The sequence below is a fragment of the Solidesulfovibrio aerotolerans genome (assembly GCF_009856865.1).
GTDB lineage: Bacteria > Desulfobacterota > Desulfovibrionia > Desulfovibrionales > Desulfovibrionaceae > Solidesulfovibrio > Solidesulfovibrio aerotolerans.
In genome coordinates, this window is the sequence record NZ_WVUD01000043.1 from 20,618 (window position 1) to 33,897 (window position 13,280).

The following is a 13,280-nucleotide window of genomic DNA, read 5'->3' on the forward strand; positions in this document are numbered from 1 at the left end:
TGGTCTGGACAGCCGAGCATCCGAACTGCTGTCGGAGGCGCGAAGGCAGTGAATGAAGCGCTCAAGACCTACTATTCGCCGCTGAAACTACGGAGACTCGATGCATATCTCCAGACAGCACTGCTGGCCGCGAAGCTGGCCTTGGAGGCCTACGGAGAACCGCCCATCGATCTAGGCCTCATAGTCTGCACAGGATATGGGCCCATGCCTGCTACCAATGTCTTCATGGATTCCTTCTTGGACTTTGGCCCTCAGGGGGCATCGCCAACTGCGTTTTCTCAAACTGTACACAATGTAGCAGCATCGACCATTTCTATGTTTCTAGATTTCCAAGGCCCGGTTCTGTCTGTGAGCCAGCCCGGGCTCGCATGTTCCAGCGCGCTGCTCACGGCGCAATCATGGATCGGCCAAGGTTTGGTCAAGACCGTGTTGTTCGGCGCGGTGGACGACGCTCAACCATTTTTACGTCTCCTCTTCCCACAATGCAAACAAAGCAAGATCACTTACGATCCCATTGCCACGTTCGTAGTCTTGACCAAAAGGCATGCCACACAGGGACTGCTGGAGTTGGTGGAAGTTGGGTTTCCTTCTCCCACGTCGAACACGAAACCGCCTCCTACGCACGCTTGCTCAACTCCCGCTTGGATAGTGACGCAATTGCTCTCGGCCTTGGACCCGAGCCAAGGAGGACGTAAAATATCAATCAAGGAAACCTGGAATGGTTTAACAGCCGCAATATGTGTCCGGGCCACCGCTTCAGGAGACAGGTCATGATACCCACGCGCCGGGGTATCCTGCGCATGCTCATGAGCTTGGCGAGAACTCTGGAGCAGCATGCTTTCAACACTGAACCAGAAAGGCTTGCAGCGCGGGCAGTGGCTCTGTTCGGACTAGAGGAGTTGCCAACCATAAATGCTTCGTGTGAATCTAAACCGCTTGCAAATCAATTGGACATCCTGGCGTCCGACATACAAGACCGCTGGCCCGGTGAGAGCCTCGTGTTCAGGACTTCCGGCTCCACAGGCGTCCCCAAGGATTGTGTTCAGAGCCTCACTTTGCTTGTCCAAGAGGCTCGTTTTCTTGTTGGATTGTTCCGTGATAGTCGCCGCATCGTTGGGCTGGTGCCAGCGCACCATATCTACGGATTTCTTTTTTCCGTGCTGTTGCCAGAATTGCTCGACGTGCCAGTCACTGATTTGGATGCACTGTCTCTAGGCTCTCTTTCAAACCTGCTCCAACCTCGGGATGTCGTGATTAGTTTTCCTCTGCTATGGAAGAAGATGGGGGAACTTAGCATAATCTATCCATCAGGAGTCACCGGCGTAACCTCCACCGGCCCATGTCCGGAGAATGTAATCATTAAAGCACTGGAGAGCGGCCTTAACCATATGACAGAGATTCATGGCTCCACCGAGACCGGCGGATTAGGTTACCGGTTGGATCATACCCAACCTTACTGTCTCATGAATCATTGGATTCGTTGTAATGAGTTTGGCTTGCGGCGCTTGCTTCCATCAGGAGAAGCGCCGGTCCCCTTCGACTTCCCAGATATGCTGGCTTGGGAAGGGGTGCGATTCTACCGACCAGTTGGCCGTAAGGACAAAGCGATCCAGGTGGCCGGAGTCAATGTTTTTCCCCAACACGTGCGTCGCGTGCTCCTCGAGCATCCCCTGGTGACGGATGCCGTAGTTCGGCCCATGCGCCCAGAAGAAGGTGATCGACTCAAGGCGTTTATTGTCCCAGTGAATGCTGCACCTTCATCTGATGTTGTCATCCAAATCTTGCGGGAATATTTGAAAAACAGGCTGACTCCCCCTGAAATTCCAAGGATTTTTACATTCGGAGAAAAAATCCCGCAAAACGATTTCGGCAAAAACACGGATTGGTTTTTCACTACAACGCATCGTATTGAATGACTATTATCACCACAACTCAGATTTTGTTAGCGCCTGAGAATATCAAATAACGCTAGTGGTTAGATTTTTGGCGACATCACTAGACGTGACCGCAACAGACTGTCTTCTCACTCGTGGCACGAAACATTAGCTTAGCTCGACGATATTGGAGCTGGTCTTTTTTGTTCTATGTAGATTTGCTTGCCCATATTTTAAATGGGCCTCTTAAAAACAAACAACGGCCTACATGCGGGGGGGGGATATGTCCAAGAAATTATTTGTTCCAATAATATTGTGTTGCGTGATATCTTTGTGCGCTGGATGCGCTCTTGGTGTAAAGCACGACCTAGCGACCGTAAAACCACATTTGACTGGCCAAGGCTCTGGAGAAATCGCTCTGGCTGTGCATGACCAGCGCTCTTTCATTCTGAACGGCAACAAGAAGCCCGATTTTGTTGGTTTACAACGAGGCGGGTACGGAAACCCATGGGATGTGCACACCAAGAGCGGCCGCCCTCTCGCCGAGGACATGGTTTCAGCAATTTCTAATGGTTTGGCCGATACCGGTCTGAATGTCAAAGCGGTTGCGGCTTCATTTTCAGAGAGCCCTGCCTCAGTCCGGGACCGGATCGTGGCCATTGGCGATAACCGGGCCCTGTTAGTGACCATTACTCAGTGGAAGACAGATACATACGTGAACGTGAAACTGCTTTATGATTTGCGAGCAGAGGTGCTTGACGCCAAAGGTATCGTTCTGGGCCATAACGAGGTTCGAGGAGAGGAAAATCTCGGCGGAAACTTCATCAATCCTCCGGCCCACGCGATTAGAGCCTCTCCCGAGGCTTTTGGACACAAACTTGAGGCTCTGGTGGGCTCTCCGACCATTCTTGACGCCCTCATGGGTGGAACTGACAGGATAACCCCGGCGAAAACGACAGCGGCGGTAGGGAAGAACGCGCAACCTCAAAATTAAGAAGGCACCCTATATTATGTGGGCTCCGACCTTTGGCCGGAGAAGTGATCCCAGACCTATCTCCGGGAAATTGGCAATGACTTGAGATTGCCTGCCGGCATCGACCACTATTACTGAGAGCATAAAATATTTAACACCCAACCGCAGGAAAATGGAGGACTGGCTTGATCCTCATTGATCAACGTGGCCATAGTGTTAAATATTTCGTGCTCCAAGCATTAATCTATGCCTATGGCGTCCTCGGCCTCGGCTTTCATTCTCCGTCAGGGACACAGCCGGGGATCGTCCAGTGGTTCGAGGAGTTTTGGGCGGCTGGAGGTAATCGAGAGGCTGGACAAGGTAATTCGGTACGCTCATCAAGCGGATATCAAAACCCGAAAAACGGGAGGGTCGCCACACTAGATCTCACTGCAAAAAGTCGGAATCGAACGAAAGCCAAGCTTTAGAGACTATAGAATTCAGTGGGTTACGTTTTTGAAACTCTAGGTTTTGGACTTTTTGCAGGGACATCACGCTAGTCCAGGGTAGAGATTGCTACGACAAGGAGTAGTTAAAACGTTGCATGACGAGCCGTCTACCGAATGAAACCAACGATGTCTTTGATTTATTATTGCACAAAAAGTAAACCTTAAAACAATAAAGACAAAACATCTGCAATTCCTTAGGCACCCAAAGAAAAACTCTAGTCCTTTCTTCGAGGCGTGATCACCACGTCTTCCCCTGAGTCTGTTTTTGCGTGAAAATGGCATTTGGTATGCGGAGTGATCATAATTTCCTTAAAATGCTTTTTACAAAGCTCACCTTTGTTAAATTCATATACGTTCCCAGGCAATATTGTGTTGTTCTTGGAAGCGCCGTTGGCTTTGCACACGAGACAATCTCTCGCACTTCCAAACAAACCAACCAGATCAACGGTCGTTTCTTGGAAATCTTCCGACTCGGGCTCAATTCCAAACTCTTCAGCAATGGCGTCCTCAATGACACTTCGCCCGCGTTTCTTATTCATATTGCTACCCATCCTTTCGATCAATCAGAGTCATTTGAATTTTACAAAACTATTCCAAAAACACATACGGACTTAATCTCAAACCGTTGGCATCATTCCACCGCTCGGTCAAGTAAATTTTAGCTCCTTGCATATTGGGATAACTCACCCCAAAAAAGAGAATCCCCCGGCGTGAGCCAGGGGTTCTCTTGCCGCCGTCACTCCCGAATCTTGCGATGGAGTTTTTCCATGAGCGACTCGGATGCGCTGGACAGGCCTTGAATGACCAAGGCCGATCCAGTTTCGCCGGCGACCCTGCCAAAGGCAAGGCCTGAAGCAATACCGGCGGAGACGCCAGCAGCACCGAGGGCGCTTACGGAATAGGTGGTCGCGCCGAACACCCCGAGGAAGGGGGCTGAAACGACCAGCAACGGTCCGGTTGCGGCAGCGGCAGCAGCGCCAAGCATGGCGCCGCCGAGAATCATCACCCCTTTGAGTAAAGGCATTGGGTGCCTCCAGCTTGTAGAAAGTTGACGATATACCAGGGTAATTTCTCTAACAACGGCTTGAATATTCAAGTTCTGTATAGAGAAATAGGCCTGTAAGGCGATTTTGCTCGTCAACCCAACTGACTGGAGGTCTTTTTGCAATGCTGCAAGATTTTTTGAAAGCTGGCTACCCCGCGCTGTGCGTCTTAACCCAAGAGCCAGCCCGGGCTGAAAACACCCTGCCGTTTGTCGGCATTTGGAGTTTTTTCGCCTGGTGCTGCGCCAAGGGCATCCGCCAAGCCGGGTTCCAGCAAGTCACAGAGGAAATCCGCGACCCGGTCGAAGCCATCAATTGGCTCTCCGGTCAGCGTGACACTGTCCTTTTGGCCCACAACCTCCACCTATTCCTGGATTCACCTGAAGTCATTCAGGGCGTCCAAAACGGCATCCAACTCTGGAAGTCTCGGGGATCATGCCTTGTCATGGTCTCCCCGGTCATCCAGATCCGCCCAGAGCTCAAATCCATCTTTACGGTCATCGACCTGCCTTTACCCGACACCGACAGCCTCTATTCGCTGCAACACGATCTCGGGACTCCCCTCAACATCAAACCCAACAAAAAATGCGCACGTTTGGCTCGCGGACTCACTGAGTTCGAAGCCGAGTGCGCCTATGCCCTGTCGCTGGTCACCAAACGCTACTTCTCTTCTCGCGTCGTTTCCCAACTCAAATCCCAGATCATCAGGAAGTCCGGTTTATTGGAAGTATGGGAGCCCGAACATCTCTCCAGCGTTGGTGGGCTGTCGCGGCTAAAGCACTATATCAAAACGCGGGCTCAAGCCTTTATGCCCGGCAACGAGCATCTGCCTTGCCCCAGAGGCGTCCTCCTTGTGGGACCGCCTGGCACCGGCAAGAGCTTATGCTGCAAAGCCGCCGCCTCCATTTTGGGGTGGCCGCTGATCCGTCTGGATATCGGAGCCCTCAAAGGCTCCCTGGTTGGGGAATCAGAACAAAAAATGCGCCAAGCCCTTCGGATTATCGAGAGCTTCGGCGAATGCGTCTGCTTCCTCGACGAACTTGAAAAGGCCTTCGCCGGGGTCAAATTGTCCGGCGAGACCGACGGCGGTTCCACCTCCGGAATGTTCAGTCACTTTCTGACCTTCCTGCAGGAGCACCGCTCCCCGGTCTTTGTCATGGCTACAGCCAATGACGTGACCAAACTCCCGCCGGAAACCATGCGGGCCGGTCGGTTCGACGCCATCTTTCTGGTGGACCTGCCGACCCTGCCCGAACGCCGGGAAATCATCCGCATCGTCTCCAAACGCTACGGCGTCCAGATCCCTCTGGAATACGCCGAACGCCTCACTGGCTGGTCTGGTTCGGAAATCGAACAACTGGCCAAGGAGACGGCCTTTACGGGCCTGGAGGAGGCTTACCACTCGATAGTGCCCCTGTCCCGGACCATGCGCGAGGACATTGAGTCCCTGCGCAATTGGGCGCGCACTCGTGCTCGTCTGGCCAATACGCCGGAAGACGAACCCGAGGAGTCCCGAAAAATTCGGACCACGGCCGCCCCGGCACCGGCCGGCATCCAATAGGAGGCCGCCATGAGTCACATCTCAAAAATAGAAGTCGCTATCACCGACCTTGAAGCCCTTAAAAACGCCTGTCACAGGCTGGGGTTTGAGTTCGTGGAGGGTGCGACCACCTACAGGTGGTACGGCCGCGTGGTTGAACCCGAGAAATATCCCCTGCCGGAAGGCATGACGGTGGATGATCTCGGCAAATGCCACCACGCCATCCGTGTCCCTGACGCTGATTACGAAATCGGCATCGTCAGGAGAAACGGCAACTACCTGCTGCTGTTAGACTACTGGGATTCGAAACTGAAAAACCGCGTCGGCGAAAACGGCGGCCGGCTCAAACAAGCCTACGCCATTGAGCGCACCCTTCGGGAAGCGCGTCGTCGCAACTTCAGAATCACCGAAACCCGCACCGAACACGGCATCCGCCTGACCCTGTCCGCTTAAGTCACCCGCCGCATCCTCGCGGCCCCATCCACATACCGGCGACAATTACCCGGCGCTCTTCGCGTCAAAGGGGGCTTTTCCCATGAAACAGATCGTCGTGGACATTCGCGATGACGGCGAAGTCCGCATCGAGACCAAAGGTTTTTCCGGTCCGGTCTGCCTGGCTGAGTCCCAGTTTTTAAAGGACCTGCTCGGCACTGAGACCGCTCGAAGTCTGGCCGCGTCGTTTTACCAGCGCGGCGGCGTCACCGTGAAACGTCACATTCCGCTTTGCGGATAACCCCAAAGGAGATGCACCATGAGTTACGACACCCTGTTTGCCAAGGCCTGTCTGCTGCAACTGTCCACGTCCTGCTGGACGGGAAGCCGGTCCCTCAACTCGGCTGTCCTGGAAAGCGTGGGCAATACCGAATGGCTCAAGGGCAAGAAGTTCCTCATTAACCCGGAACTGCTCTCGCCGATCAAGACCAGTATTCAGAAGGCCCGGCAGCTGCTCCAGCGCAGCGCCCTGCCGTTTCCCCTGTCTGGCCTGTATCTGATCCCCAAGGACTCCATCGCCGACATTGACGGCCGCATGGACGCCATCAAGGACGAGTACTGGGACAAGGTCGATACCTTCATCGACTTCTACCAGGAGGCCCGCGAGGAAGCCCGGCAAGCCCTGGTCGACCTCTTCGCCGAAGCCGACTATCCGCTCAACATGCGGGAGAAGTTCAGCTTCGAGTGGCGCTTCGTTACCCTGGCCACCCCCAAGAAGTCCGGCATCCTGACTCCCGAAATCTACGAACGGGAGAAGGAGAAGTTCCAGAACCTCATGGACGAGGCCAAGGAGCTTTCCATGGCCGCCCTTCGTGAGGAGTTCGGCCACATCGTCAGCCACCTGGTGGATCGTCTCTCCGGCAACGGCGACGGTAAGCCCAAGGCTTTCAAGTCGACCATGCTGGGAAAGATGCACGAGTTCCTGGATACCTTTGGGGACCGCAACGTCTTTGACGACGACAAGCTCACCGAACTGACCGTTCAGGCCAAGGAGATCGTCGGCGGCATGACCGGCTATTCCATCTCATACAACGATGTCCTGCGTCAGCAGGTCACGGGCGAGATGGGACGGCTTAAGTCCGCCATCGACGCCGCCATTGAGGAACTGCCCCGCCGCAGGATTCGCCTCGACGGGGATGCCTTGCAACAGGCCGCATAGCTGAAACCCACACCAAGCGCGGGGGAGACATCACCCAATGTCAGACCCCGCGCTTTTCTATTGCTCCAAAGGAGGCAGCATGATCAGGTTCTCAAAATCAAAGCTCAACACGTTTCTGTCATGCCCTGAAAAATATTACCTCTTTTACGAACTGGGGCTGCGTTCCCCGAAATCCTCACCGACCCTGGTCGAAGGCTCCTGCATCCATCATCTGGTGGAAGCCGGCGTTATGTACCGGGACCGGATCGACGACGTGCTCGAACAAGCCTCTCTGTCCTTTTGGCTGGAGAACACCTTCGAGCGCTGCGGCTACGAGACCCAAGGCGAATACCTGGCCGCCCAGGCCAAGTGCTTCATGCAGGCCCAGGCTTTCCTGGACCAGCTTGGTCCGGTGACCGCCCGGCATATCGAGCTTCGGGTCGATACCCCGCTCATTCACCCCATCACTCTGGTCGAGCATCCGGAGATTACCCTCACCGGGTTTATCGACATGGTGCTCGTCGGGCCTGAAGGGGATCACTGCGTGGTGGACCTCAAATCGGTCCAGCGCATGCCCCGCGAGGGCATGTCCCGGGTTGCCCTGGAACTGACACTCTACGCCTACCTGTATTCCTTGCCGTTTGAGGCTCAGGCCTTGCCCACCATCCCTGTGGCCCTGGTTTACCTCATTCGGACCCGAACGCCCCAGGTGCATTTCGACGAGTCGCGCCGGTCCATGGCCCATTTCGTCGAACTCTACAACATCTGCCGCAAAGTCGCCCAAGACATTGAGCAGGGGCATTTCTGGAAGAATCCGGGAATCCACTGCTCGTGGTGCGATGCGGCCAGCGCCTGCTACGGCGAGGAGCAAACCGCCATCGCCACCTTTGGCCGGGAAACCTGGGATCGCTATCGCGAAGACCAGGAGCGTCGCCAGGAGATCAATCTCCCCGACGCGGTCAATCTCTGAAAGGAGGTTCCCATGCGCTGTTTCTGGTGCAAAGATATCATCCTCCCTGAGGAGGATTGCGTCATGCTCCCCGGGAGCTGTTCCAGGGCGTTAGACTCGGAAGAGGCGGAAACTATGTTCCATCCCGCCTGCTTGTTCAGATTTGAACGGCAGATTCTGTGGGGCAAAACCAAGGAGGATTTCGATGTTTCATAAAGCCCATCGCGGCACTTCGAAACTCCGGCTGGCCCTCATGGGGCCGGCCGGCTCCGGCAAGACCTTTTCGGCCTTGCAAATTGCCAAGGGACTCGGCGGCAGGATCGCCATGATCGACACCGAACGGGGCAGCGGATCGCTGTATTCGCATCTCGTCGAATTCGACGTGACCGAAATTACCCCGCCGTTTTCCCCAGACAGATATGTGGAAGCCATCAGTGCCGCCGAGCAGGCTGGCTACGGTGTGCTCATCATCGACAGCCTCAGCCACGCCTGGGCTGGCCCGGGTGGCGTTCTGGACATCCATGACAAGGTGACCAAGGCCGTGCGGAATTCGTTTACCGCCTGGCGTGAGGTCACGCCAGACCACAACCGGCTGGTCGACGCCATGCTGGGCTCGGCCTGCCATGTCATCGTCACCCTGCGGACCAAGACCGCCTACGAGGTGGTGAGCGAAGGGGGGAAGACCAAGGTCGCCAAGATCGGCCTTGCCCCGCAACAACGCGATGGGCTCGAATACGAGTTCACCGTCGTATTTGACCTGTCCATCGACGGGCATGTGGCCACCGCCACCAAGGACCGAACCAGCCTTTTCGATGGTAACTACTTTACACCCGATGCTGAGACCGGTATCAAAATACTGGAGTGGTTGAATGCTGGAGGGGCTGCGTCGGGAAATGACGCTGCTCAGACCGTGGCGGATGACCAACCTGTCGAACCGGAACGCAAAAACGCATTCTTGCTCGACACCCTGGACCGCATGTTCAACCAGTTAGGCCTTGGCACCCATGTCGAGGCGTATCAGGCCTACGTATGCGAGCGCTACGGCGTCTCCGGCCTTGAGGACCTTGAGGCCAACCAATTGACCGAGCAGCTTAACCTGCTGCGGCAATGCAAGATGCGAGAAGAGAAGCTGAAGCAATTAGTAACTATTTTAGAGCAGCACAAGAAAGCTGCTTAAAACACAAGCCCCTTCGGGGGCTTTTTCTTCGGGGGATAATCCGTGGACGAGACCGAATATCTCACTGAGATGCTTCAACTGCTTGTGGTCAGAAAGATGGCAAATTACGCAGCCAGCAGCAGTGATGGCGTCTTCCATCACTATGGTCAAAAGATTTTCAAACGAAAGCCCCTCAAAGGAAAAGAATATTTTTTACTTTTCGAGCATATCGTTCCAGGTGTTGCCGAAATAATTGTCGTGATGAATATGTTTAAGAAAATTCCGACTGGCACAGGGGGGAATTTTCCGAAATCAATCAAGTTTCATTGCTGTTGGCGAAAATCCACGGCGGGCAGGTACAAGTGGGCGGGCAGTCCTCGCAAACTGTTGAAGGACGTCAAGGATCGAGTTGACGGTATTGACATAGGAATGGAGGTCGAGAAAAATATTTTTGAGATCATGTAGGCGGATAGACATGTCGGGAAAGCTTAACGCTTGCCCCTACCAATACTCTTCGGCCGACTGGAGAACCTCAAAAGCTGCTCTCTCTGATCGCCACGCGGTAAGCCTGACCTGGGGAAAATCGATGTCGGGTTACTTTTGCTCAAGGGCCAGCGCAGCGCCAAAATCCCATTCGGCTCGACAAGGGAACTGGTGGTCCGGGAAATCGAGTCCCTGTACCCGACCATTTTCATGCCGGAGAAAGTGGCCATTTTCTGCATCGAAGATTCGGCCGTGACGATCCCCTGTGAGCCGATGGCGGATGTCCATGGGCAGAGGATCATTCAACCGAGCAGCCAAAAAGTGCGGTCATGAACGGAAGGCTGCCGACGCTGGGGCTGCTCTACCTCACCAGCTTGTATTTCCCTTCGACGATCTTCAGTCGCCCCGCTGCCCGCAGTTGCTGCACGGTCCTCGGCCGCGTCCCCGGCGGCACGTCCAGCTGCATCTTGAGGAGACCGGTATAGTACCGGGCAATCACGCGTTTGATGCGCTCCCTGGTTTCCCGGTTGGTGTGCTCACTGAAAAGCAGCTGTACCTCCCCGTCCTTGTCCAGGGAGGCAACCGCGCCCTTCGTGGCCAGCCAGTGGAGGGGATCGAACATCGTGGGCATGGTCGGTGAGTATAAATCTCTGCGCTTGAGCGCAACCGGCGTCTCTGCTACCCCGTCGCCATGCTCAAGACGCTGAAAACGAAAAGCCCTAGGCGATCCTGAAAGTCTCCCGACGGCAGTACGAAACAAAAAGGCCCTGGGTAGCGGCCAACATGCCACGCCAGAAGTTTGAGGAGCTCCTAACCAGCCTACCAGATGGGTTTGTGGATCATTGTCATCGTGACGCCGAAGCCGACCGACTGGTCGAAGCGATCTTTGGGAAGGTGGATTAGATCATGGAATGGCTCATCATCGGCGTCGTCGTGCTCTTCGTCCTGGCCCTGGCCGGTATGCTCATCTGGAAGGCCAAACACCAGCCCGGTAGTGTCCACGGGGACTTCCGCTTCGACCAACACAAGGGGTTGGAGACTTCCAAACGCGGCCTGTTCGACAGGACTAAGTTTCGGTGAGTAGGGCAGCTCTAATCCTTAATCTTAGCCAGTGCCCCGACATGCACGCCCTGCTTCTGGAAGCTATCACAACCCTTCGTCATGCTGGCTTCGATGATCAGGCGCATGAACTGCATCAACGTGGCCTGAATATACCATCCTGGCACCGCATGGCGATCTTGGTGGCTGAGTACATGGAATTGGACATCATCGTGCGAGGGAACCCTTCTGACAATATCTTTTAATCACGGCCGGACCAATAACATGAGACATATGCGATAGACAGCCGCCGCCTCCTCCCCAATCAGGCGCGGTCAGGCCGGCCCGGCGGAGGAAAGCTACACCTCTCTTCTGCCAGGCCTTGTTCGTCTGAGCGCTTGAACAGCAACTGGCGTTGATGCTACCCGTCGCCATGCTCAAACGACTGACGCAGGGAAAACCCAGGGCTAAGCTCCGCATCACCCGCAAATAGATGAAGGCCGGCAGCCCTGGATGGTTGCAGGCATGAACCGCAAAAAGTTCGAGGAGATCATCGTGGAATTGCCCGATGAAACCATTGACGCCCTTTACCGTGACGCCGAGGCTGACCGGTTGGTTGAAGCTATTTTCGGGAAGGTGGATTAGATGATTACGCCCATCCTCGTAGTCAGTCCCGACAGTTGTTTGGACATGTATTCCTTGCACCTCATGGCAATAGGCGTTCTCCGCCAGGATGGACTCCATGCTCGTGCTGAAGAACTGCACCATCGCGTCTTGGGTGTGGCTTCCTGGGACCAGATGATCGAGTTGGTAGGAGAGTTCGTGGAACTGAGGTGGATGTAGATATCACGGCAGGCAAACTGCCCTGAATCTCCCGGCCAACGTCGCCTGGGTGGGTGACTGGGGAGGGTGGTTCAGGAGACGAGGGTAGGGGGCAGGGATCGCACGATTTGAAACTATTCAGGCTATTCTCCTTGCCTACCTGATCGGTCGCTTCGAGCTTGATCGGAGGCGTAAACCGAGAAGTAATTCAACGGCTGCGGTCTGAGTGTTTGGAGCATGCCCTGGTACCCCGGCTGGTACCCCAGGCCATGTATCTGGATGTATCTCCGTGTACCGCTGTGCATGTCCAACTCACCGAAATCATTGGGCGGTGCGGGGCTGTGTCCATTCTTTCACGCCGGTAACAGGGGTTCAAATCCCCTTGGGGACGCCAAGAAATTCAGCGGGTTACCTGTCCAGGGTAACCCGCTTTTTCTTTGGTCCACACGAAGTCCACATTTACGACTTCAATAGTCTGGTATTCCCTCTCACTCTTGGGAAGCTTTCTGGATGCTGACCACCTTCGTGGGGCCTCGCTGCCCCATGACAGTTTCCATAGCTTCCTGGGTCTGCTTGAGACCAAGGGTCTGGAGGTAGCGAGTCGTGGTCTGGGGGCTTTTATGACGAAGGACAGCTTGGGCCACCGCCACGGGCTGTCCCTCACGGTAAAGAAGACTCGCCGTGAGGTGACGGATCGCGTGAAACCCGAACTCCCTGACCCCTGCTTTCTTGCACAGTCGCTCCATGAGATGTTGCCGATTTGTAAACGGCTTACCCCGGTATTCTTTGCAGAACGCATGCTCCTCCAGGTTTACGAACACGTACTCGGAGGCAATGGGTCGGTGTTCCCACCACGCCATAAGAACCTTCTTGAGTCGTTGCACCATGGGGACCGGGTCAGGTTCCAGGTCACCTCCTGCGCGCTTCCTCGTCCAAAGGGTGACGGTATTCCCTGCGAAATCGATATCCGCCCATTTGAGCCGGAAAACTTCGCCGCGCCGTGCAGCAAGAAACAGCAGTGTGAGCAGCATCACTCGGTCCTGACCGCTGGCAGCCTCGTATACAGCCCAGAAGTCCTCTTCTGGTGGCACATACCGGGGCTGGCGCTTCTCCGGGAAGCGGTCGATGATCCGGAATGGGCACTGCTGCTCAGGGAATGTCAAACAGCACCGAAAAGTGACCCCCAATCAGCGTCCAAAATTGACCCCCTCGATGTTGATGTCCGCCCTCCATCTAATCGGGGGGGGGGGGCGCCTCATTGGCTTCTGTGCTTGAGCCTCCAGC

Annotated in this window: 16 protein-coding genes; 12 read left to right on the forward strand and 4 right to left on the reverse strand. The window is 55.1% G+C overall.

Translation table 11 applies throughout. The features are described 5' to 3' along the window. The first annotated feature begins 48 nt into the window (after positions 1–48). From GTA51_RS16965 to GTA51_RS16980, 4 genes are all read left to right on the forward strand, one after another. Positions 49–774 carry a beta-ketoacyl synthase N-terminal-like domain-containing protein gene (locus tag GTA51_RS16965; protein WP_160963175.1) on the forward strand — a complete coding sequence of 242 codons (726 nt, stop codon included), beginning with the start codon at positions 49–51 and terminating at the stop codon, positions 772–774. After that, a complete protein-coding gene (locus GTA51_RS16970; RefSeq protein ID WP_160963177.1) occupies positions 771–1,916 on the forward strand; it encodes an AMP-binding enzyme in 1,146 nt (381 codons plus the stop codon). Before GTA51_RS16965 ends, GTA51_RS16970 begins: the two co-directional genes overlap by 4 nt. Before the next feature lie 241 nt (positions 1,917–2,157). After that, positions 2,158–2,868 carry a hypothetical protein gene (locus GTA51_RS16975; protein WP_160963179.1) on the forward strand — a complete coding sequence of 237 codons (711 nt, stop codon included), beginning with the start codon at positions 2,158–2,160 and terminating at the stop codon, positions 2,866–2,868. Between the two features lie 164 nt (positions 2,869–3,032). Beyond that, a complete protein-coding gene (locus GTA51_RS16980) occupies positions 3,033–3,314 on the forward strand; it encodes a hypothetical protein (RefSeq protein ID WP_160963181.1) in 282 nt (93 codons plus the stop codon). Between the two features lie 236 nt (positions 3,315–3,550). Here the strand turns inward: GTA51_RS16980 and GTA51_RS16985 are convergent, their stop codons facing one another. Both GTA51_RS16985 and GTA51_RS16990 read right to left on the reverse strand, forming a co-directional pair. Continuing rightward, positions 3,551–3,874, reverse strand: a complete 324-nt coding sequence (locus GTA51_RS16985; protein WP_160963183.1) for a hypothetical protein — start codon at positions 3,872–3,874, stop codon at positions 3,551–3,553. 197 nt (positions 3,875–4,071) lie between these two features. After that, on the reverse strand, positions 4,072–4,359 hold the full coding sequence (locus GTA51_RS16990; RefSeq protein ID WP_160963185.1) for a hypothetical protein: 288 nt from the start codon (positions 4,357–4,359) through the stop codon (positions 4,072–4,074). A 143-nt stretch (positions 4,360–4,502) separates the two neighbouring features. On the opposite strand from GTA51_RS16990, the gene GTA51_RS16995 reads away from it, so the two are divergent. From GTA51_RS16995 to GTA51_RS17025, 7 genes are all read left to right on the forward strand, one after another. After that, on the forward strand, positions 4,503–5,939 hold the full coding sequence (locus GTA51_RS16995) for an AAA family ATPase (protein ID WP_160963187.1): 1,437 nt from the start codon (positions 4,503–4,505) through the stop codon (positions 5,937–5,939). Between the two features lie 9 nt (positions 5,940–5,948). After that, positions 5,949–6,371, forward strand: coding sequence for a DUF1257 domain-containing protein (locus tag GTA51_RS17000; RefSeq protein WP_160963189.1), 423 nt, complete (start codon positions 5,949–5,951; stop codon positions 6,369–6,371). An 82-nt stretch (positions 6,372–6,453) separates the two neighbouring features. Next, positions 6,454–6,651, forward strand: a complete 198-nt coding sequence (locus tag GTA51_RS17005; RefSeq protein ID WP_160963191.1) for a DUF2997 domain-containing protein — start codon at positions 6,454–6,456, stop codon at positions 6,649–6,651. Positions 6,652–6,669: 18 nt separating this feature from the next. Beyond that, a complete protein-coding gene (locus GTA51_RS17010) occupies positions 6,670–7,569 on the forward strand; it encodes a DUF3150 domain-containing protein (protein WP_160963193.1) in 900 nt (299 codons plus the stop codon). A 79-nt stretch (positions 7,570–7,648) separates the two neighbouring features. Then, positions 7,649–8,518 (forward strand): PD-(D/E)XK nuclease family protein, encoded by an 870-nt coding sequence (locus GTA51_RS17015; protein ID WP_160963195.1) that lies wholly within the window; start codon positions 7,649–7,651, stop codon positions 8,516–8,518. Between the two features lie 184 nt (positions 8,519–8,702). Further along, positions 8,703–9,674: an ATP-binding protein gene (locus GTA51_RS17020; protein ID WP_160963197.1), complete on the forward strand. Its 972-nt coding sequence runs from the start codon at positions 8,703–8,705 to the stop codon at positions 9,672–9,674. A 42-nt stretch (positions 9,675–9,716) separates the two neighbouring features. Beyond that, positions 9,717–10,118, forward strand: coding sequence for a hypothetical protein (locus tag GTA51_RS17025; protein ID WP_160963199.1), 402 nt, complete (start codon positions 9,717–9,719; stop codon positions 10,116–10,118). Between the two features lie 379 nt (positions 10,119–10,497). Here GTA51_RS17025 and GTA51_RS17030 read toward each other — a convergent pair whose 3' ends face one another. Beyond that, the gene (locus GTA51_RS17030; RefSeq protein ID WP_160963201.1) at positions 10,498–10,767 is read right to left on the reverse strand and encodes a hypothetical protein; all 270 of its coding nucleotides are present in this window, start codon (positions 10,765–10,767) and stop codon (positions 10,498–10,500) included. Between the two features lie 275 nt (positions 10,768–11,042). Here GTA51_RS17030 and GTA51_RS20660 point away from each other — a divergent pair, with 275 nt between their 5' ends. After that, positions 11,043–11,216, forward strand: a complete 174-nt coding sequence (locus GTA51_RS20660; RefSeq protein ID WP_170300346.1) for a hypothetical protein — start codon at positions 11,043–11,045, stop codon at positions 11,214–11,216. A 1,268-nt stretch (positions 11,217–12,484) separates the two neighbouring features. Here GTA51_RS20660 and GTA51_RS17035 read toward each other — a convergent pair. Then, a complete protein-coding gene (locus GTA51_RS17035) occupies positions 12,485–13,087 on the reverse strand; it encodes a tyrosine-type recombinase/integrase (protein ID WP_343039530.1) in 603 nt (200 codons plus the stop codon). Positions 13,088–13,280: the final 193 nt, after the last annotated feature.